Here is a 19,684-nt window from a genome sequence, read left to right as displayed (position 1 = left end):
GCCCCGCTCGGGAAGGAGCAGGGCCCAGGGCGGAAGCCCGTCAGGCGGCCTTGGCGACGGCGCCGTCCAGCGCGTCGAGTTCGCCCGTCTCCCGGGCTTTCCTGCCGTAGAAAATCTCGAACAGCGGGCTGGCCATGACCGTGGTGACGATGGCCATCAGCACCAGCATCGAGAACAGGGTCGGGCCGATGATGCCCTTCTGCAGGCCGATGTTGATGATGATCAGTTCCATCAGCCCGCGCGAGTTCATCAGGGCGCCGATGCCCAGGGCCGTGCGGTTGTCCTCGCCCGAAAGGCGGGCGGCGATGTAGCAGGCCACGCCCTTGGCGGCGATCGAGGCCAGCAGGACGCCCAGGGCGATCAACAGCAGCTGCGGCGAGTTGACCATGTCCATCCGGGTGTTGAGGCCCGAATAGGTGAAGAACATCGGCAGCAGCAGGACCACCGCCATCGGCTCGACCTTCTTTTTCAGCTCCTCGACGAACTTGCCGCGCGGCATGACGGCGCCGAGCATGAAGCCGCCGAAGATGGCGTGGATGCCGACCGCATCCATCAGGAAGGCCGACAGGCAAAACAGCATCAGGGTGACGGCCAAGACCGTCAGGCTCATCTCGCCGTCGCGCTCGACGATGCGGCCCAGGGGCGCCAGCAGGCGCTGGCCGAAGACCATCAGGAACAGGGCGTAAGACACGCCGCCGCCGATCGCCAGGACCGCTACGCCCGGGCCGCCGCCGAAGGTCGCCAGCACCAGGGCCAGCACGCACCAGGAGGCCGCGTCGTCGAAGGCGCCGGCGGTCAGCGACAGCGTGCCCAGCGACGTCTTGGCCAGGCCGCGCTCATTGATGATGCGGGCCAGCATCGGGAAGGCGGTCAGGGCGATGCAGGCGCCCATGAACAGCGTGGCGTTGGCGCGGCTGATGCCTTCGGCGAACAGGCCGGGCACCTTGAGCAGGAAGGGGGTGATCAGCACGGCGATCAGGAACGGCGCGGCGATGCCGGCGAGGGAGACGCTGGCCGCGCTCTTGGCCTTGGCCTTGAAATGCTCGGCCTGGAAGCTGGTCCCGACCATGAACATGTAGAGGCCCACCCCCAGCTGGGCGCCGACATAGAGGACGCTCTTGGTTTCCTTGGGAAACAGCATGCCTTGGAAATGCGGGAACAGCAGGCCCAGCAGGGACGGGCCCAGGATCACGCCGGCGATCATCTCGCCGACCACCTGCGGCTGGCCCAGCAGCTTCTGGCCCAGCCAGCCGACCACGCGGCAGGCCAGCACGATCATCGCCAGCTGAAGGAAGAAGTGCACGCTGAAATCGGCGGGCGCGTAGCTGTGCGCGGCCCAGGCGGTGGCCGGGCCATGCGGCCCCAGGATGCCGCCCACGGTGCTGATGACGCTGGCTAAGATGTCGGACAACGCCCGTCCCCCCTGTTGTTGATCGTTCTCGGCGTTCGTCGCCGTTGGGCCAAGCCGCGCAGAGTTGGCTTTTCGGCGCAAGCTGAAAATCGCCTTTGGCCGAGGCGGGCAGAATATTGTTTTTGCTGGCGAATTTCGTGTTGCGCGAACGACACAACGTAGTAACGTACCTACAAGGCAACGCTGTCAATATAGGCATGTAGGTACATGAAGGTCATCACCAGTCGTGACTTCAACCAGGATGTCAGTCGGGCCAAGCGGGCGGCGCGTGTCGAGCCGGTGTTCGTCACCGACCGCGGCAAGGCGACCCATGTGCTGATGAGCGTGGAGGCCTATCGCAAGCTCGCCGGCCAGACCGAGACCATCGTCGACCTGCTGGCCATGCCGAACCTGCCGGCGATCGATCTTGAGGCGGCCCGGGCCACCGACGCCTGGGGAGGGCGGAGCGCCGGCTGATGTACCTGCTCGACACCGACATCGTCCTTGAGCTGCGCAACGCCAAGGCCGGCGGCGCGGATCCCGGCCTGACCGCCTGGGCGGCCGGCATGGCGCGGGCCAGCCTGTTCATCTCGGCCGTCACCCTGCTGGAGCTGGAAACCGGCGCGGCCCGGGCCGAACGCAAGGACAAGGCGGCGGGGCTGGCCCTGCGCGCCTGGCTGGACGGCCAGGTCGCGGCGGCGTTCGAAGGGCGGATTCTGCCGGTAGACGCGGCGGTGGTGCGGCGCTGTCGCCACCTGCCCCAGGGCGGCGGACCTTCCGGCGGCGGCCGCGACGCCCTGCTGGCCGCCAGCGCCCTGGAGCACGGGCTGACCCTGGTGACGCGCGACGTCGGGCGTTTCAAGGCCGCGCGCGTGAAGCTGTTCAATCCCTGGGGCTACGTGCCCGACGCGCCGGGCGACGACGAGGACTGGGGTCAGGCCGCCAAGGCCGGCTCGTTCTGGCTCAAGAACATTTTCGTGCGCGGCTAAACCGCCCCTTCCTCGACCAGGAACGCTCTGAGGGCTTCGCGGTCCACGTCCCTGGCCACGAAGGCGTCGCCGATCGCGCGCACCAGCACGAAGGTCAGGGTCCCGCCCTCGGCCTTCTTGTCCTGGGCGGTGTGGGCGATCAGGGCGTCGGCGCTGAACGGCTCGGGGCGGACGTCGGAAAGCCGCGTCGGCAGGCCGGCGGCCTTGATCGCCGCCTCGGCGCGGGCGGCGTCCTGGGCCGAGCACAGGCCCTGGCGGACCGAGAAGCGGAAGGCCTGGGCCATGCCCAGGCCGACGGCCTCGCCGTGCTTGAGCGCGTCGCCAAAGCCCATCTCGCCTTCGACCGCGTGGCCGAAGGTGTGGCCGAGATTGAGCAGGGCGCGGCGACCGGCCTCCTTCTCGTCCTCGGCGACGATCTCGGCCTTCATTTCGACGGAGCGGCCGACCGCCCGAACCAGGGCGGTGGTGTCGCGTTCCAGGATGGCGGCGACGTGGGTCTCCAGCCATTCGAAGAACACGAAGTCGCCCAGCAGGCCGTACTTGATGATCTCGGCGTAGCCGCAGGCCAGCTCGCGGGCCGGCAGGGTGGCCAGGACGTCGAGATCGGCCAGGACCAGGCGCGGCTGGTGGAAGGCCCCGATCAGGTTCTTGCCGCGCGGGGTGTCGATGGCGGTCTTGCCGCCGACCGAGCTGTCGACCTGGGCCAGCAGGGTGGTGGGGATCTGGATGAAGTCGATGCCGCGTTTGTAGATCGCCGCCGCAAAGCCGGTCAGATCGCCGACCACCCCGCCGCCGAACGCGACGATCATGTCGCCGCGATCCAGGCCCAGGGCCAGCAGGTGGTCGGTCAGGTCCGCCAGGCCCGCGAAGCTCTTGGTCTCCTCGCCGGGGGGGACCAAGATCACGTCGACGGCGACGCCGGCGTGCTCCAGCGCATTGGCCAGGCGCTCGCCATGGTGTTCGCCGACGATGGTGTCGCTGACGATCGCCACCCGCTTGCGCTTGAGCAGCGGGGCGATGTGCTCGCCGGCCTGGTCGATCAGGCCGGTCCCGACGACCACGTCATAGGCGCGCGCGCCCAGGCCCACGGGGATGATCTGGATCACTGGGATTCGCTTTCGGGGTTCAGGTGGCGCAGCAGGGCCTGGATCACCGCCTCGACCGCCACGCCATGGGCGGTGTCGCCGGTTTCGACGGTCAGGTGGGCCTCGGCATAGGCGGGATAGCGGGCCTGGGCGTGCTCGCGCAGCACGTCCATCGGATCGCGGCCCTTGAGCAGCGGCCGGCCCTCCTTGCGGCCGACGCGGCGGGCCAGCAGTTCCAGGTCGGCCTTCAGCCAGACGGCGACGGCGCGGTCCTTTATCAGGGCCCGGGTCTCGGGATTGGCGAAGGCCCCGCCGCCGGTGGCCAGCACGTGCGGCGGCTCGTCGAGCAGCCGGGCGATCACCCGCCGCTCGCCGTCGCGGAAGGCCGGTTCGCCCATCTCGGCGAAGATCTCGGGGATCGAGCGGCCGGCGGCGGCCTCGACCTCGATGTCGGCGTCGCGGAACGGCAGGTCCAGGGCCGCGGCCAGGCGGCGGCCGACGCTGGACTTGCCCACCCCCATCAACCCGACCAGGACGATGGTCCGGTGGCGCAGGGCCGCCCTCGGATCGGGACGGGCCCCTGGATCGGGGCGGGGGAAAGCTGGGTCGTCGGTCATGGCCGCCTTGCCGTTTACACGAGGCCGGGCGTTCCCGCCAAGGTTTGGACCAAGGCGGCGTCCATGCTGCCAACCGGGGCGAAAAGTTTCGCCAACCTCCATCCTGCGGCATAGTTGATCCATGGCCTCTTGCAAGCGACTCACCACCGGCCCGGCCCTGATGCTGGCGGCCCTGCTCTCCACGGCGGGCCTGGCCCCCGCCTCGGGCCAGGTTCAGGTCCAGACCCTGGCGCCGCCCGACCTGTTTTCGACCCCCGCCGGCGACACCGGCCTGCCCGCCGACCTGTGGAAGGACGCCTCGCCCGGCCTGGTCCGCGAGAGCCTGCTCAAGCTGGCGGCCAAGCCGCTGTCGCCGGCCAGCGCCGGCCTGGCGCGCCGGGTGCTGGCCACCGGAGCCAACGCCCCGACCGGGATCGGCGACAATCCCGAGCTCGGCGCCGCCCGGGTCATGGCTCTGATCGCCCTGGGCGACGCGGCCGGCGCCGACGCCGTGCTCGACCGCACCCCCGGCGTCGCCGCCAGTTCCGCCCTGTCGCTGGCCGCGGCCGAGGCGGCCCTGATCACCGGCGCCGACGACAAGGCCTGCCGGATCGGCGACGCCCTGAGCGCCGACCGCGGCGGCGCCTACTGGCTGCGGCTGCGGGCCTTCTGCCAGGCGCGGGCCGGCCAGACCGACGCCGCCCAGCTGACCCTCAACCTCGCCACGGCCCAGACCAAGGACGCCGACTACGCCCGGCTGATGAACGCCCTGCTGGCGGGATCGCCGGCCGGGGCGGCCAGCCTGCGCAACGGCGTAAACTACGCTCTGTCGCGCAAGCTCGGTCTCGACCTGCAGGCGGCCGCCGCCACCGCCTCGCCGGCCCTGAAGCTGGTGCTCAAGCCGGCCGGCGACGTGGCCGCCCTGGCCGGCGGGGCCGATCTCACCGCCGCCCAGACCGCCGACCTGGCCTTCCTGCGCCAGGCCAAGGGCCTGCCGGCCTTCACCGACGCGGCCAAGGCCTCGATCGCCTCGATCGCCGTGCTGGCCAGGACCGATGCGCCGCTGGAGGATCCGATGTTGTTCGCCCGCGCGGCCCTGGCGGCGGGCGACCTGGCGACGGCCCAGGCCCTGCGCGGCAGGCTGGATCAAGGTCCCGGCGCCGGCGCCGCCGACCTGGCGCTGCTCGACGCCGCCCTGGCCGCGGCCAGCAAGCCCGACGGACAGGCCCTGGACCGGCTGATCGAGCGCGCCGCCGCCGCGGGGGCCAAGTCGCCGACCCAGCCGGCCGCCCTGATCCTGGCGGCGTTGGGCGGCCCCATGGGCCCGGACGCCCGCGCCTCCCTGGCCAGCTTCGATGCCGGCAAGTCGACGGCCTCGGCCGCCCGGCTGGCGGTGCTCGACGATGCGGCGGCGGCCGGGCGGCGGGGCGAGGCGGCGCTGGTCGCTCTGTCGGTTTCAGCCGACGCCGGCGCGGCCGGTCCCGGCCCCGTCGACCGCGCCCGCCTGGTCCGCGCCCTGGCCAAGGCCGGGCTGGACGCCGACGCCCGCGCCCTGGCGGTGGAGGGGCTGCTGGCGCTGCAGGTCAAATGAGCGCCGCCGCCTCCGGCTGGATCGACGCCTTCCTGGAAATGATGGCCGTCGAGCGGGCGGCGGCCCGCAACACCCTGACCGCCTATGAGAAGGACCTGGTCGACGCCCGCGCCTTCCTGGGCTCGCGCGGCGATCTCGACGGCGCCTCGGCCGAGGCGGTCGAGGCCTATTTCGCCGACCTGGGCGCGCGCGGCCTATCGCCGGCCACGGCGGCCCGGCGGCGTTCGGCCCTGCGCCAGTTCTACCGCTTCGTGCAGGGCGAGGGCTGGCGGACTGACGACCCCTCGCGCCGGGTCGAGGCGCCCAAGGCCGGCCGGCCCCTGCCCAAGGTGCTGTCGCGCGACGCGGTCGAGCGGCTGATCGCGGCCGCCGCCGCCAAGGACGGGCCCCAGGGCTTGCGCCTGGCTTGCATGATCGAGCTGCTCTACGCCTCGGGCCTGCGGATTTCCGAGCTGCTCAACCTGCCCCTGGCCGCCCTGGCCCGCGACCCGGCCTTCCTGATGGTCAAAGGCAAGGGCGGCAAGGAGCGGCTGGCCCCGCTGAACGACGCGGCCCGCACGGCGGTGAAGGCCTATCTGGAGGTCCGGGCCGGCTTCTTCCCCAAGGGCGTCAAGGACAGCCCGTGGCTGTTCCCCTCGCGCGGCAAGGGCGGGCGCCTGACCGGACGGCGGGTCTCCCAGCTCCTCGAAGACGCCGCGATCGCCGCCGGGCTCGACCGGGCGTCGGTCAGCCCCCACGTCCTGCGCCACGCCTTCGCCACCCACCTGCTGGAGGGCGGCGCTGACCTGCGGGTCATCCAGACCCTGCTGGGCCACGCCGACATCTCGACGACCCAGATCTACACCCATGTGGCGGGGGATCACCTAGCCCAGGTGGTGCGCAGTAAGCATCCGCTGGCGAAGAAGACCTAACCGTCATCCAGAGTGACAGAGCTCCGGCCACCCTGCTAAGCAGCGGCGCCTTTCAGGAGACGACCATGTCGGACGACACCCGCGACAGCAACGGCAACATCCTCGCCGACGGCGACAACGTGACCCTGATCAAGGACCTCAAGGTCAAGGGCTCCGGCGGCGTCACCCTCAAGCGCGGCACGCTGGTCAAGAACATCCGCCTGACCGGCGACACCGACGAGATCGAGGCCAATGTCGAGAAGGTGCGCGGCCTGGTGCTGCGGACCGAGTTCGTCAAGAAGGCCTGAGGCGCGGCCTCGGCCTGGCCCTGGCGATGGACTACGAACGACACCGCTTCGGTGAAGGCGAAGTGCGGCTCGCCGTTGAAGCCGGTGAAGGTCTGCTGCGGAACGGCGGACACGCTGCCGGCCCGCTGCGGCGTCAGTCGAATACGCCGACGTCGATGGTGGAGGTCTGAAGGTCGGTGAGCCGGCGAACGACGCGGTTGAATAGAACGCATTGGCCCACGACGATGGCGCTGATCACGATGAGCATCGAACTCGTGAAGATCTGACTCTTCATGCCCATCTGTCCGAGAAAGCCGAAAAGGCCGCCGGCCACGCCGCCCGCCAGCCAGACGCCCCACCACCAGCGCAGCAAGGACGGCGTGGGAACTGCTCGCCAGGCCAAGGGCGCTATACTGGCCTTCCAGGTCTGCTCGATCGCCTCGAAGGGCTTCCATAGCGCGCCGATCGGTATGAAATACCAACCGACCGCCCAGCCCGGCGAGATCGGCAGACTATGCCCCGTCCGCCGCTGTGCGTTCTTGCTGACTCGATAGATCCAGATCAGCGACAGGACGCCGGCGACGAACTGGACGGTCAGATTGCCCAAAGCCAAGAGCCCGACCACTTCTTGGAAGGTCGCGTAGGGAAAAGTCTCGGGCGCCCAACCGACCAGGGCGACCAGATTGATCGCCATGACCCCGATCAGGAAAAGCTTCATCGCGCAAAACGTCCAGGTGGCCGCGATCACGAATCCGGCCAAGCGTGTCGTATTCCTGTCCGATGTCATGCCGTCCCCCTGACCACCACCCAGGGCTAGGACGCTTTGAGCGCGGGAACAATCCGTGACGGTCAAGTTCGGGTGATCGACTCCGCCTTACCGCCGTTGCCGCCTGCGCGCCGGCGCTCTAGGAACGCCTCCATGTCCGCCTCGCAGATCGAACCCTTCCACGCCATCGCCATCAGCCGTCTGGCTCACCAGATGAAGGCCGAGGGGCGGTCGGTGATCCACATGGAGTTCGGCCAGCCCTCGACCGGCGCGCCGAAGGCGGCGATCGCGCGGGCCCACCAGGTGCTCGACACCGACGGCATGGGCTATTGGGAGAGCCCTGGCCTGAAGGCGGCGATCGCCCGACGCTATGCCGACCAGGACGGGGTCGAGGTCGATCCCGAGCGGATCATCCTGACCTGCGGCGCCTCGCCGGCCCTGGTCCTGGCCCTGGCGGCCACCTTCAAGCCTGGCGACCGGGTGGCCCTGGCGCGGCCGGGCTATGTGGCCTACCGCAACACGTTGAAGGCCCTGAACCTGGTGCCGGTCGAGATCGCCTGCGGGGCCGACAGCGGCTTCCAGCTGACCGCCGCCCACCTGGCGGCGCTGGACCCCGCCCCGGCCGGGGTGATCGTCGCCAGCCCGGCCAATCCCACCGGCGCCGTTATCCCCGCCGCGGAACTGGCGGCGATCGCCCGGGTCTGCCGCGAGCGCGGGATCGCGGTGGTCTCCGACGAGATCTATCACGGCCTCAGCTATGGCGAGCCGGCCCGCTCGATGCTGGCCTTCGAGCCCCAGGCCCTGATCGTCAACAGCTTTTCCAAGTATTTCAGCATGGCCGGCTGGCGCCTGGGCTGGCTGGTCTGTCCGCCCGACCAGGTGGCGCGGGCCAGGGCCTTCATGGGCAATCTGTTCCTGACCCCGCCGTCGCTGAGCCAGCACGCCGGCCTGGTGGCCATGGACTGCCGCGACGAGCTGGAGGGCCATCTGGACGTCTATCGCGCCAACCGCCGATTGCTGCTCGACGCCCTGCCGGCCCTGGGCCTGGGCTCGATCGCGCCGCCGGACGGGGCCTTCTACATCTATGCCGACGTCGGCCACCTGACCGACGACAGCCTGGCCTTCTGCGAAACGCTGCTGCGCGACACCGGCGTGGCCACCGCGCCGGGCGTCGACTTCGACCCGGTCGACGGCCATCGGTTCATCCGCTTCAGCTTCGCGGTCTCGACGGCCGAGGTCGAGGAGGCGCTACAGCGGATCATCCCGTGGTTCGCGGCCCGGCCCCGGCGGGTCCCGGCGTAGATCTACCGGGTCAGCAGCGCCTTGCCGATCGGCTTGGGCGGCTCGCTGCGCAGCACCACCGCGGTGGTCACCGGGCCGAACCGGCCGATGGCGTCGACGATCGTCGCCAGGTCGCCCGGCGCGGGCACGATGGCCTTGAGAATGAAGCAGTCGTCGCCGGTCACCCGATGGACCTCGACCACCTGCGGCAGGCGGGCGAACTGCTCCAGGCAGGGGCGGATATGCTCGTGCGTGGTCTTCAGGCGGATGATGGCCGCCATGCCCAGGCCCAGCGCCTGCGGATCGATCCGGGCGCCATAGCCGGTGATGATCCCCCGCTCCTCCAGCCGCTTGACCCGTTCCGACATCGCCGGCTGCGACAACCCGACCTTGCGACCCAGCTCCGACAGGGGCGTGCGGCCGTCCTGCTGCAGCAGCTCCAGTATGGCGACGTCCTTGGCGTCGAGTCCGTTCTCACCGGCCATATCTTGCCCCGTCGCCTTCATCTCATCGGCATGATGGCCTTTTCACCGATGACTTGCCATGTCACTTCCGTCGAATCTTCGCCATTTTGACCTGCAAGCCAGGGAGATGATGGATGCGACTGATCGGAATGCTGGATTCGCCCTATGTGCGGCGGGTGGCGATCTCGCTGAAGCTGATGGACCTGCCGTTCGACCACGAGCCGGTGTCGGTGTTTCGTGACTATGACGCGTTCGCGGCGATCAATCCGGTGGTCAAGGCGCCGACCCTGGTCACCGAGGCCGGCATGGTGCTGATGGAGTCCGGCCTGATCCTGGACCATCTGGAGCGGCTGGCGCCGGCGGACAGACGGCTCAGTCCGATCGACCTCGCCGACCACGCCCGCGCCCAGCGCATCGTCGGCCTGGCCCTGGCGGCCTGCGAAAAGACCGTTCAGCTGGTCTATGAGTTCCGGCTGCGGCCGCAGGACAAGCAGCATCAGCCCTGGATCGACCGGGTGCGCGGGCAGCTGGCGGAGGCCTGTCGGCTTCTGGAGGCGGAAGTCGCGCCGGCGACGCCGTGGCTGTTCGGGGCGCGGCCGCTGCAGGCCGACGTCACGGCGGCGGTCGCCTGGAGCTTCACGGCCAGCGTGCTGCCGGATGCGATCGCGGCAAGCGACCATCCGGCGCTGGCGGACTTGACGCGAAGGGCGGAGGACCTGCCCGCCTTCCTGGGCGCGGCGATGGCTTAGAGAGGCCGACCGGCGACCCTGGAGGGCGAATGATTGAAGGCCGGATCATTTTTCATTCCGTCTCCCCGGCGAAGGCCGGGGCCCAGGTTCAGCCGTCGCACTGGCCGCCTATCCGAAAGACACAGCCCTATGATCTGGGCCCCGGCCTTCGCCGGGGAGACGGAATAGGGTGGGTTTCCATCCGCCCTCATCATCTTCTAGTCCCGCATCCAGTCGATGAACGCCCGCAAGGCCGGCGAGAGCTGGCGGCGGCTGGTGTAGTAGAGGAAATAGCCGGCGAACGGCTCGCACCAGTCTTGCAGCAGCGGCACGAGGCGACCGGCCGCGATGTCGGCCTCGACCTGGTTGTGGAACAGGAAGGCCAGGCCCGCGCCCTCGAGGCAGGCGTGGCGCAGCACCTCGTTCTCGTCGGAGATCAACACCCCCGGCGGATTGACCACCACCGCCCGGCCCTGGCGTTCGAACTCCCAGGGCCAGGTCTGGCCGGTGGGGCGGCGGCCCAGCAGGCAGCGATGGCTGGGAATGTCCTCGGGCCGGGCCGGCGCACCGTGGGCGGCGAGGTAGGCGGGCGAGGCGACCAGGGCCTGGCTCAGGTCGCCGCCGATCGGCACGGCGATCATGTCGGCCTGCAGGCTTTCGCCCAGTCGCACCCCGCAGTCGAAGCCGCCGGCCACGATGTCGGACAGGCCGTCGTCGCAGACCAGTTCGATCCGCACCTCCGGATAGGTGTTGAGGAATCCGCCGATGCGCGGGGCGAACAGCCAGCGGGCGGCCGAGCGGCCCAGATTGACGCGCAATCGCCCGGCGGGCCGGTCGCGAAAGGCGGCGACCTCGCTCAGGGCCGCGTCGATGTCGGCCAGGGCCGGGGCCAGCCGGGCCAGCAGCCGTTCGCCGGCCTCGGTCGGGGCGACGCTGCGGGTCGTGCGGTGCAGCAGCCGCACGTCCAGCCGGGTCTCCAGGTTGCGCAGCGTGTGGCTGAGGGCCGAAGCCGAAACCCCCAGCACCTGGGCGGCGGCGCGGAAGCTGCGATGCTGGGCCACCAGGGCGAAGACGGCGAGGTCGGGCAGGGGGCGTTGATCCATTCCTGAATTCTGCTCAGGAGCGCATTGAGACTTCAAGCCGTTATCGCCAAAGGGCGGGGCGCCCATCTTGGTCAGGCCGCGAGATCCCGAACAAGGTGGAGCCCGGGGCCCTACGATCCCAAAAAAGGAACAAGCCATGAAGACGCGCAAACTCGGCGACGGACTGGAAGTGTCGGCCATCGGTCTGGGCTGCATGGGCATGAGCTGGGCCTATGGCCCCGCGCCCGACAAGTCTGAAGCCTTCAAGGTGCTGGCCCGCGCGGTCGAACTGGGCGTGACCTTCTTCGACACCGCCGAGGTCTATGGCCCGTACGTCAATGAGGAACTGGTCGGCGAAGGCCTGCGCCCGTTCCGCGACAAGCTCGTCATCGCAACGAAGTTCGGCTTCGACATCGCCCCGGCCGAAGAGGTGCAGGGCACGAACCGCATGCGCGGGACCGACAGCCGGCCCGAGCACATCCGCGCGGTGGCCGAGGCCTCGCTCAAGCGCCTGGGCGTCGAGGTCATCGACCTGTTCTACCAGCATCGCGTCGATCCCAAGGTGCCGATCGAGGATGTCGCCGGCACGGTCAAGGACCTGATCGCCGAGGGCAAGGTCAAGCATTTCGGCCTGTCGGAAGCCGGCGCCGACACCATCCGCCGCGCTCACGCCGTGCAGCCGGTGGCCGCGCTGCAGAGCGAATATTCGCTGTGGACCCGCGACCTGGAGAAGGCGGTCCTGCCGCTGATCCGCGAACTGGGCATCGGCCTGGTGCCCTATAGCCCGCTGGGCCGCGGCTTCCTCACCGGCGCCCTGAAGAGCGACGCCGCCCTGGCCCAGGACGACATCCGGCGGGGCCAGCCGCGCTTCCAGGGCCAGGCCCTGGCCAAGAACCTGTCCCTGGTCGAGGCCCTGACTGAAATCGCCGCCGCCAAGGGCGTCACCCCGGCCCAGCTGGCCCTGGCCTGGCTGCTGGCCCAGGGGCCCGACATCGTCCCGATCCCCGGCACCACCAAGGTCAACCGGCTGGAGGAAAATGTCGGCGCAGTCGATGTGGCGCTGACGGCCGACGACCTGGCCAAGATCGCCGCCGCCGTGCCCGAAACCGCGGTCGAAGGCGCGCGCTATGGCGAGGCGGGCCTGGCGATGGTCGGACGATAGCTCCGCCGCTGCGCGTCGACCGGGGCTTCCCTCCCCAGGTGGGAGGGAAGAACGCCTATTGATCCGGCTTCGCGACCCGGCCCACACTCGCGTCCATGGTCGACAACCCCCTGCATCGCCTGGACGCCTTCGAGCTGGTCAAGATGGGCAAGAGCACCATCACGGTCGGCGGGCTGGGGGCGGCCATCGTCATCGTGGCGGCGGCCCTGCTGGCGGCGCGGCTGGCGGCGGCGGGGCTACGGCGGCTGCGGGCCCGGGCGGTCGGCAACGCCGCATCGCTGTACATCGTCGAGAAGCTGGCCACCTACGGCCTGATCGTCATCGGTTTCCTGGCCGCCCTGTCGACCATGGGCGTCGACCTGACCTCGCTGGCGGTGTTCGCCGGGGCCCTGGGCGTCGGCGTTGGTCTCGGCCTGCAGGGGGTGATCAAGGACTTCGCCTCGGGCATCTCGCTGGTCTTCGAGCGACTGGTCGCGGTCGGCGACTTCGTGGAGCTGTCGAACGGCACGCGCGGCGTGGTGCACGAGATCGGCCCGCGCTCGACGCGGCTGCGCACCAATGACAGCACCGACGTGATTGTGCCCAACTCGGTGCTGGTCAACGACCAGGTGATCAACTGGACCCTGCACCACAGCACCCGCCGCATCCGCGTGCCCTTCGTCACCGCCTTCGGCGTCGACAAGGAGAAGGTACGCGAGGCGGTGCTGGCGGCCGCCCGCTCGGTGCCCTTCACCTCGCCCGACGACGCGACGCGTCGCACCCAGGTCTGGCTGGTCGGGTATGGCGAGTCGGCGCTGAAGTTCGAGCTGATCGTCTGGCCGACCATTGATTCGGTGCGGCGGCCGGCGGCGATCTTCGCCGCCTATACCTGGGCGATCGACGACGCCCTGCGCGGGGCCGGGATCGAGATCCCCTATCCGCAGCGCGAACTGCGGCTGCGGGGGCTGTTCGGCGAGGAGGGCGAGGACGCCCGCGCCGCCCTGCGCCTGGAGCCGCGCGCCGCCCGCCGCGCCAAGGCCAAGGCCGCGGCGGTGTCCCGCAACGACGCCGCCGAGGACCTGGAGCGCGAGGATCCCGAGGAGCCGCCGCTGCCGGTGCAGGGGCCGCCTAAGCCTTCTTGACCTCGCGTCGGACTTGACCCCGCTGCCGCGCCGCCGCAATCCTTTCGCAGCTGCGAAACAAGAACAAGATTGGGAAGCGCGCATGAAGACTCCCCGCGGCTTTTTCAAACCCCTGGCCATCGGCGCGCCGCTCCCCTGGCGCGAGCCGCCCGCCCGGGTCGAGCGGATGATCCACTTCGTGCCGCCGCACCTGGACAAGGTGCGGGCCAAGGTCCCGGAGATCGCCCCGACCGTCGACGTCATCCTGGCCAATCTGGAAGACGCCATCCCGGCCGAGGCCAAGGGCGCGGCCCTGGCCGGGACCATCGCCCTGGCCCGCGAGGTCGATTTCAAGGCCCTGGACGTGGGCCTGTGGGTGCGGATCAACTGCCTGAACTCGCCCTGGCACCTGGACGAGGTGGCGACCCTGGTCGAGAAGGCCGGCGACCGAATCGACGTGATCATGGTCCCCAAGGTCGAGGGCCCGTGGGACATCTTCTACATGGACCAGCTGCTGGCCTCGCTGGAGGCCAAGCATGGCGTCACCCGGCCGATCCTGCTGCACGCCATCCTCGAGACCGCCGAAGGGGTGATGAACGTCGAGGCGATCGCCGGGGCCAGCCCGCGGATGCAGGGGATTTCCTTGGGTCCGGCCGACCTGGCCGCCAGCCGGGCGATGAAGACCACCCGGGTCGGCGGCGGCCATCCCGGCTACCGTGTCATCGAGGATCCGCGCGCCGACGGCGGCGAACGCGCCTCGGTGCAGCAGGACCTCTGGCATTACACCTTCGCCAAGATGGTCGACGCCTGCGCCGCCCACGGGATCAAGCCGTTCTACGGCCCGTTCGGGGCGATCGACGACCCGGTCGCCTGCGAGCAGCAGTTCCGCAACGCCTTCCTGATGGGCTGCGCCGGGGCCTGGAGTCTGCACCCCAGCCAGATCGAGATCGCCAAGCGGGTGTTCAGCCCGGCCCCCGACGAGGTGCTGTTCGCCAAACGCATCCTGGAGGCCATGCCCGACGGCACGGGCGTGGCCATGCTCGACGGCAAGATGCAGGACGACGCCACCTGGAAACAGGCCAAGGTCATGGTCGACTGCGCCCGGCAGATCGCGGCCAAGGATGCGGAGTACAAGGCGCTGTACGGCTTCTAGCGCCCGCGTTCGAACGGCTTGAACCCAGCGCTCAATCCGGTTCACATGCGCTCGCCGCAACCGTGGGAATCCCGTCCGTGACCGAAGCTCTGATCGTTCGCGGCCTCGACAAGACCTTCGCCAAGCCGGCGGTCATGGACCTGGACCTGACGGTCCATGCGGGCGAGCTCTACGCCCTGCTGGGGCCCAACGGCGCGGGCAAGACCACCACCCTGCGGATGGTCGCCGGCCTGACCCGGCCGGACAAGGGCGAGATCCGGATCTTCGGCATCGACGCCCGGGCCGATCCGGCCGGCGCCAAGGCGGTGACCGCCTGGGCTCCGGACGAGGCGATGATCTATGACAAGCTGACGCCGCTGGAATATCTGGAATTCGTCGCCGGCCTATGGAACGTCGAGCCCAGGGCGGCCAAGGCCCGGGCCGACGACCTGCTGGCCAAGCTGGGCCTGGCGTCGGAGGCGCGGCGGCGCTGCGAGGGCTTTTCGCGCGGCATGAAGCAGAAGGTCGCCCTGGCCGGCGCCCTGATCCACGATCCGAAACTGCTGATCCTCGACGAGCCGCTGACCGGCCTGGACGCCGCCGCCGCCCGGCTGGTCAAGGACATGCTGCAGGACCGTGTCCGGGCCGGCGGCGCGGTGATCCTGACCACCCACATCCTGGAGGTCGCCGAGCGGATGGCCGACCGCATCGGCATCATCGCCGGCGGGCGGCTGCTGGCCGAGGGCACCCTTGAGGCGCTGCGGGCCCAGACCCGGCGCGACGGCGGGGCGGGCGCGGACGGCGGCTCGACGCTGGAGGATGTCTTCCTGCAGCTGACCGCCGACCCCGTCGCCGCCGCTGTCGTCGACGGGGCGTCGGCGTGACTCTTGCGCCCCCGGGTTCGGTTCTCTGGCTGCTGGCCCACGAGATGCGCCTCTATTGGCGGAACTTCCGGGCGGGTCGGGCCGGAAAAGGGCCGCGCGGCCTGATCGGCCTGGGCGTGCTGGCGGCGGTGATGATCAGCGGCGGGGTGTTCATCGCCCTGGGACTGCATGACTGGCGGCCGCCGATCAACGCCCTGTCGGTGACGATCGCCGCCCTGGGCTGCCTGGTGGTCTTCACCCTGATGCTGTCGCAGACGCTCAGCGCCTCCAGCGAGGCGCTGTACGAGCGCGGCGACCTGGACCTGCTGTTCTCCTCGCCGATCGGGCCGGCCAAGGTGCTGTTCGTGCGGGCTCTGGGCGTGGCGGCCGGGGTGACCACCCTCTTCCTGCTGGCGGCGGTTCCGCTGCTGGGCCCGTCGATCGTCTGGGGGCATCCGGGCTGGATCGGCCTGTTCGGGGTGCTGGCCAGCCTGGCCCTGGCGGCGACCGCGGCCGGCCTGCTGCTGGCTATGGCCCTGTTGGCCCTGATCGGTCCGCGCCGCACCCGCACCGTGGCCCAGGTGCTGGCGGCCCTGGTCGGGGCGGCCTTCTTTCTGGCCAGCCAGGCGCGGACGATCCTGGGGCGGGAGACCAGCGGCAGCCTGGTCGCCGACATCGCCCGCCAGGCCCAGGACGGTCGGCTGCGGCCGCCGCCGGTCGCCAGCCTGCCGCTGCGGGCCATGCTGGGCGAGCCCCTGCCGCTGCTGGCCATGCTGGGCGGCGCGGCCCTGCTGTTCGGCCTGTCGGCCGCCACCCTGGGACGGCGGTTCTCCGACGCCGCCGCCGCTACGCAAGGCAAGACCGGCGCGCGCGCCCCGCGGCGCGGGACGGCCCCGAACCGGGCCTTCACCGGCGGGGTGTTCCTGGCCACCCTGCGCAAAGAGCTGCTGCTGATCGGCCGCGACGCGGCCCTGCTGTCGCAGGTGATGCTGCGGGTGCTCTACCTGATCCCCACCGCCTTGCTGCTCAGCCGCAACGCCGCCAGCGGAACCGGAGCGGCCCTGGCCGGCGGAGCGGGGGTGGTGGTGTTCCTGGCCGGCCAGGTGGCCGGCAGCCTGGCCTGGATCACCCTGTCGGCCGAGGAGGCGCCCGACCTGCTGGCGGTGTCGCCGGCCGGAACCCGCCTGCTGCGGCGGGCCAAGCTGGCGGCGGCGATGCTGCCGGTGGCCCTGCTGCTGGCCCCGCTGATCGGCGTGTTGATCTGGTTCGCCCCGGTGGTCGCCGCCTGGACCGCGGCGGGGGCCCTGCTGGCCGCCTGGAGCAGCGGCCTGCTCAATGTCTGGCACCAGCGGCCCGGCAAGCGCTCGGAATTCCGCCGCCGAGGCGGATCGTCCTGGCTGGCCACAATCGCCGAAATCGTGGTGTCGGCCCTGATCGCCGGCGCTGCCGGCCTGGCTGTGGCCGGCTTCGCGGCGTGGGGCCTGATTCCGTTGGTTCTGGCCGGCGCGGCCTTGCTGAGTCTGCGGCGCGGCGAGGCCCAGATCACCCGCAACGGTAGAAGCTTGGTGAATTCGTGATTAGGTCATTCCCCTATTGCGCGATATTTTGCCGCCTGTAGACCTGATGATCGGAGGGGGCTCCGCAGGATTCCGAGTCGCCCCACGCATGCCTGAACCCCCGTTCCCTCAGCCTCCAGACACTCAGCCCGCCTTCGGCTCGCGGCGTCGCCACGAGTCCCGCGGCCTGGTGGTGCTGATTAGCGCGCTGCAGCTGGGTCTGATGTTGCTGGTTTGGGTGCTGGCGATCGTTCCGACCGCCCTGCTGGCCCTGGGCGCCAGCCTGGTTCACGGCCTGCGCGGCGGGGTCCGGGTCTCGCCGCCGCCGTCCGTGGACGGCTGACGGTCAGCCGTCGAGGCCGGCCTCGATGCGACAGACCACGCCCTGAGGCGCGAAATCGATCCGCGCCTCGCCCGACAGTTCCGAGGTCAGGCCTCGCTCGATCAGCCGCGAGCCGAAGCCCCGGCGGCTCGGGGGCGTGACCGGCGGACCGCCGGACTCGGTCCAGGTCAGGGCCAGGCGCGCCGCCTCGGGTCCGGGCGTCACCGTCCAGTCGATCCGCACCTGACCGGACGGCACCGACAGCGCTCCGTACTTGGCCGCGTTGGTGCCCAGCTCGTGCAGGGCCATCGACAGCGACAGCGCCATGCGCGGCGACAGCCGCACCGGCGGTCCCGAGAAGGCGAAGCGCCCCGGGGCGCCGTGCAGGGTTCGCAGCCGCTCGAGCACGTCCTCCAGGTCGGCCCCCTCCCAGTTTTCGCGGGTCAGGATGTCGTGAGCCTCGGCCAGGGAGATGATCCGGGCGGAAAAGGCCTCCTGGGCCTCGGGCAGGGAGCGGGCGGCGTGGAAGGTCTGGGCGGCGATCGCCTGGATCGTGGCCAGAGAATTCTTCACCCGATGGTTCAGTTCGTTGACCATCAGCCGCAGGTGCAACTCGGCCCGCTTGCGCTCGGTGATGTCGACCGTGGCCCCCAGCACCCGCAGCGGCCGGTCCGCCTCGTCGAAAAAGGCCCGGCCCTTGGCGGCGATCCAGCGCTCGGCGCCGTCCTCGTGGCCGATGGTCCGGTGCTCGACGTCGAAGTCGCCGCGGACGCTGGGATCCATGGCCGCCGCGAAGGCCGCGCGGGTGGCCTCGCGATCATCGGGATGCAGGGCGGCGTAGAAGTCGCATAGGGCGACCGGCGCGCCGGGCGGGACGCCGAACATCGCATAGCAACGCTCGGACCAGACCAGGGCGTCGTCGCGAGGATCGTAGTCCCAGGTGCCGACATTGGCCGCGTCGACCGCCAGGGCCAGGGTCGCGTCCTGCAAGGCCATGCGCGCGGCGGCCTCCTTGCGCTCGGTGACGTCGGAGGCGAAACCGACGAACCGCACGCAGCGGCCCTCCTCGAAAAAGGCCCGGCCGACGGTTTCGATCCAGCGCACCGCGCCGTCGCCGCCGCGGTGGATGCGGTATTCCCGATTGATGACTCCCGGGCCAGTCGGATCGGTGGCGGCCGCCACCGCCTCCATCAGCCCCGCACGATCGTCGGGATGCACGAAGCGCTCGAAGGTGTCGAAACTGTTTTCGGCGGCGTCGGGGAGGCCGAAGATCCGCCGGCAGCGTTCGTCCCAGAACCGCGTGCCGGTCGATGGATTGTGGTCCCAGCGGCCCAGGCCGGCGGCGTCGACGGCGATGCGCAGATTGGCCTCGGCCGCCGCCAAGGCCGCCTCGATCCGCCGACGCTCGGTGATGTCGACCATCACGCCCCGGTGGCGGACCGCCCAGCCGGTGTCGTCGCGATAGACCCGGCCGCGGACCTGAACCCACTTCACCGCGCCGTCGGCCTGGACCAGCCGATACTCCTCGAAAAACTCGCCGGTGGTCTTCAGGGCCGAGCGGCCGGAGGCCACGATGCGGGCGTAGTCGTCGGGATGGACCGCGGCCGCGACCTCGGCGAAGGACACGCCGGCGGCGGCCCGTTCCGGCGCGATGTTGTGGAACCGGGCGTAGTGGGCGTCGGCATAGAGCTTGTCGGCGGCGATGTCCCAGTCCCAGGCCCCGACGCCGCTGGCGGCCTCCAGAGCCAGCTGGTAGCGCTCCTCGCTGGCGCGCAGGGCCTGTTCGGTGCGCACCCGATGGGTGGTCTCGACCAGGGTCAGCAGCACGCCGCCGACGCCGCTGGGCGCGGTGTCGTCGGGCATGGGACTGAGGGTGAGGTTGAAATAGCCCTGCTCGACCGCGTCGCCGGCGCGGCGCACCAGCATCGGCAGGTCCTCGCTGAACAGGCCTCGGGCCTCGCCGTTCAGCACCGCCCGTTCGGCGCCCTCCAGGTCGACATGGGCGCCCCAGGCGAACTGGCCGAAGGTCTTGCCCAGGCTGTCGGGATGATGTTCGCGCAGCAGCGGGGCGTAGGCGTCGTTGTAGATCAGCACCAGGTCCTGGCCCCAGCGCAGGGCCATGGGGAAGTTGGCGGCGGTGATCATCTCGACCGCCAGCTTCAGGCTGGGCGACCAGGCGCTGCGAGGACCCAGGGGTGTGGCGGTCCAGTCGAACGCCCGAATCCGCACGGCCATGTCGCCGGGTGGAATCTGGTCGATGGTCCGGTCCTGATCGCGGATATCCATTCCCGCGCCCTTCCGACCCTCGCGCCTGCGATGGCCAAGATGCAGCAGACCTCATCGAAAGCGGGGTTTCAAGCGGCGCGACGCCAATGAAGGGGTCTGGACCAAAGAAAACGG

The 19,684-nt window shown here is 70.5% G+C and carries 20 protein-coding genes; 13 read left to right on the top strand and 7 right to left on the bottom strand.

From position 1 onward, the window contains the following. Window positions 1-40 precede the first annotated feature (40 nt). Window positions 41-1,411, bottom strand: a complete 1,371-nt coding sequence (locus ACIPQB_RS01465; protein WP_446483416.1) for a cation:proton antiporter — start codon at window positions 1,409-1,411, stop codon at window positions 41-43. 207 nt (window positions 1,412-1,618) lie between these two features. On the opposite strand from ACIPQB_RS01465, the gene ACIPQB_RS01460 reads away from it, so the two are divergent. Further along, the gene (locus ACIPQB_RS01460; protein ID WP_446483415.1) at window positions 1,619-1,867 is read left to right on the top strand and encodes a type II toxin-antitoxin system Phd/YefM family antitoxin; all 249 of its coding nucleotides are present in this window, start codon (window positions 1,619-1,621) and stop codon (window positions 1,865-1,867) included. Further along, on the top strand, window positions 1,867-2,379 hold the full coding sequence (locus ACIPQB_RS01455; RefSeq protein WP_446483414.1) for a PIN domain-containing protein: 513 nt from the start codon (window positions 1,867-1,869) through the stop codon (window positions 2,377-2,379). Before ACIPQB_RS01460 ends, ACIPQB_RS01455 begins: the two co-directional genes overlap by 1 nt. Here the strand turns inward: ACIPQB_RS01455 and aroB are convergent. Next, window positions 2,376-3,485: a 3-dehydroquinate synthase gene (gene aroB / locus ACIPQB_RS01450; protein WP_446483413.1), complete on the bottom strand. Its 1,110-nt coding sequence runs from the start codon at window positions 3,483-3,485 to the stop codon at window positions 2,376-2,378. The two genes, ACIPQB_RS01455 and aroB, sit on opposite strands and share 4 nt — an antisense overlap. Then, window positions 3,482-4,081, bottom strand: a complete 600-nt coding sequence (locus ACIPQB_RS01445; protein WP_446483412.1) for a shikimate kinase — start codon at window positions 4,079-4,081, stop codon at window positions 3,482-3,484. The genes aroB and ACIPQB_RS01445 overlap by 4 nt, the downstream gene beginning before the upstream one ends. 121 nt (window positions 4,082-4,202) lie before the next feature. On the opposite strand from ACIPQB_RS01445, the gene ACIPQB_RS01440 reads away from it, so the two are divergent. The 3 genes from ACIPQB_RS01440 (at window position 4,203) to ACIPQB_RS01430 (ending at window position 6,849) form a co-directional block, all read left to right on the top strand. After that, a complete protein-coding gene (locus tag ACIPQB_RS01440; RefSeq protein WP_446483411.1) occupies window positions 4,203-5,651 on the top strand; it encodes a hypothetical protein in 1,449 nt (482 codons plus the stop codon). Continuing rightward, window positions 5,648-6,562, top strand: coding sequence for a site-specific tyrosine recombinase XerD (locus tag ACIPQB_RS01435; RefSeq protein WP_446483410.1), 915 nt, complete (start codon window positions 5,648-5,650; stop codon window positions 6,560-6,562). Before ACIPQB_RS01440 ends, ACIPQB_RS01435 begins: the two co-directional genes overlap by 4 nt. 65 nt (window positions 6,563-6,627) lie before the next feature. Continuing rightward, a complete protein-coding gene (locus ACIPQB_RS01430) occupies window positions 6,628-6,849 on the top strand; it encodes an alkylphosphonate utilization protein (RefSeq protein WP_446483409.1) in 222 nt (73 codons plus the stop codon). 133 nt (window positions 6,850-6,982) lie between these two features. Here the strand turns inward: ACIPQB_RS01430 and ACIPQB_RS01425 are convergent, their stop codons facing one another. Further along, window positions 6,983-7,588, bottom strand: a complete 606-nt coding sequence (locus ACIPQB_RS01425; RefSeq protein WP_446483408.1) for a DUF4328 domain-containing protein — start codon at window positions 7,586-7,588, stop codon at window positions 6,983-6,985. Window positions 7,589-7,747: 159 nt separating this feature from the next. Between ACIPQB_RS01425 and ACIPQB_RS01420 the strand changes: the two genes are divergently transcribed. Beyond that, window positions 7,748-8,896 (top strand): aminotransferase class I/II-fold pyridoxal phosphate-dependent enzyme, encoded by a 1,149-nt coding sequence (locus ACIPQB_RS01420; RefSeq protein ID WP_446483407.1) that lies wholly within the window; start codon window positions 7,748-7,750, stop codon window positions 8,894-8,896. A gap of 2 nt (window positions 8,897-8,898) precedes the next feature. Here the strand turns inward: ACIPQB_RS01420 and ACIPQB_RS01415 are convergent, their stop codons facing one another. Next, complete coding sequence (locus tag ACIPQB_RS01415) at window positions 8,899-9,360, bottom strand: Lrp/AsnC family transcriptional regulator (RefSeq protein WP_446483406.1); 462 nt, start codon at window positions 9,358-9,360, stop codon at window positions 8,899-8,901. 113 nt (window positions 9,361-9,473) lie between these two features. Between ACIPQB_RS01415 and ACIPQB_RS01410 the strand changes: the two genes are divergently transcribed. After that, complete coding sequence (locus ACIPQB_RS01410) at window positions 9,474-10,088, top strand: glutathione S-transferase family protein (protein WP_446483405.1); 615 nt, start codon at window positions 9,474-9,476, stop codon at window positions 10,086-10,088. Between the two features lie 197 nt (window positions 10,089-10,285). Here the strand turns inward: ACIPQB_RS01410 and ACIPQB_RS01405 are convergent, their stop codons facing one another. Continuing rightward, the gene (locus ACIPQB_RS01405; RefSeq protein WP_446483404.1) at window positions 10,286-11,170 is read right to left on the bottom strand and encodes a LysR family transcriptional regulator; all 885 of its coding nucleotides are present in this window, start codon (window positions 11,168-11,170) and stop codon (window positions 10,286-10,288) included. Between the two features lie 136 nt (window positions 11,171-11,306). Here ACIPQB_RS01405 and ACIPQB_RS01400 point away from each other — a divergent pair, with 136 nt between their 5' ends. The 6 genes from ACIPQB_RS01400 to ACIPQB_RS01375 all read left to right on the top strand — a co-directional run bounded on the left by ACIPQB_RS01400 (window position 11,307) and on the right by ACIPQB_RS01375 (window position 17,305). Further along, window positions 11,307-12,311, top strand: coding sequence for an aldo/keto reductase (locus ACIPQB_RS01400; protein ID WP_446483403.1), 1,005 nt, complete (start codon window positions 11,307-11,309; stop codon window positions 12,309-12,311). A gap of 95 nt (window positions 12,312-12,406) precedes the next feature. Then, window positions 12,407-13,432, top strand: coding sequence for a mechanosensitive ion channel family protein (locus ACIPQB_RS01395; protein ID WP_446483402.1), 1,026 nt, complete (start codon window positions 12,407-12,409; stop codon window positions 13,430-13,432). 82 nt (window positions 13,433-13,514) lie between these two features. Then, complete coding sequence (locus ACIPQB_RS01390; protein WP_446483401.1) at window positions 13,515-14,564, top strand: HpcH/HpaI aldolase/citrate lyase family protein; 1,050 nt, start codon at window positions 13,515-13,517, stop codon at window positions 14,562-14,564. A gap of 134 nt (window positions 14,565-14,698) precedes the next feature. Beyond that, a complete protein-coding gene (locus ACIPQB_RS01385; RefSeq protein ID WP_446483968.1) occupies window positions 14,699-15,427 on the top strand; it encodes an ABC transporter ATP-binding protein in 729 nt (242 codons plus the stop codon). Continuing rightward, complete coding sequence (locus tag ACIPQB_RS01380; RefSeq protein WP_446483400.1) at window positions 15,424-16,983, top strand: hypothetical protein; 1,560 nt, start codon at window positions 15,424-15,426, stop codon at window positions 16,981-16,983. Before ACIPQB_RS01385 ends, ACIPQB_RS01380 begins: the two co-directional genes overlap by 4 nt. A 169-nt stretch (window positions 16,984-17,152) precedes the next feature. Continuing rightward, on the top strand, window positions 17,153-17,305 hold the full coding sequence (locus tag ACIPQB_RS01375) for a hypothetical protein (RefSeq protein WP_446483399.1): 153 nt from the start codon (window positions 17,153-17,155) through the stop codon (window positions 17,303-17,305). 3 nt (window positions 17,306-17,308) lie between these two features. Here ACIPQB_RS01375 and ACIPQB_RS01370 read toward each other — a convergent pair whose 3' ends face one another. After that, a complete protein-coding gene (locus tag ACIPQB_RS01370; RefSeq protein WP_446483398.1) occupies window positions 17,309-19,570 on the bottom strand; it encodes a PAS domain-containing protein in 2,262 nt (753 codons plus the stop codon). Window positions 19,571-19,684: the final 114 nt, after the last annotated feature.

The sequence above is a fragment of the Caulobacter sp. LARHSG274 genome (assembly GCF_052871235.1).
Note: the sequence above shows the minus strand (reverse complement) of the source record. Positions and strands in the feature narration are given on the sequence as shown.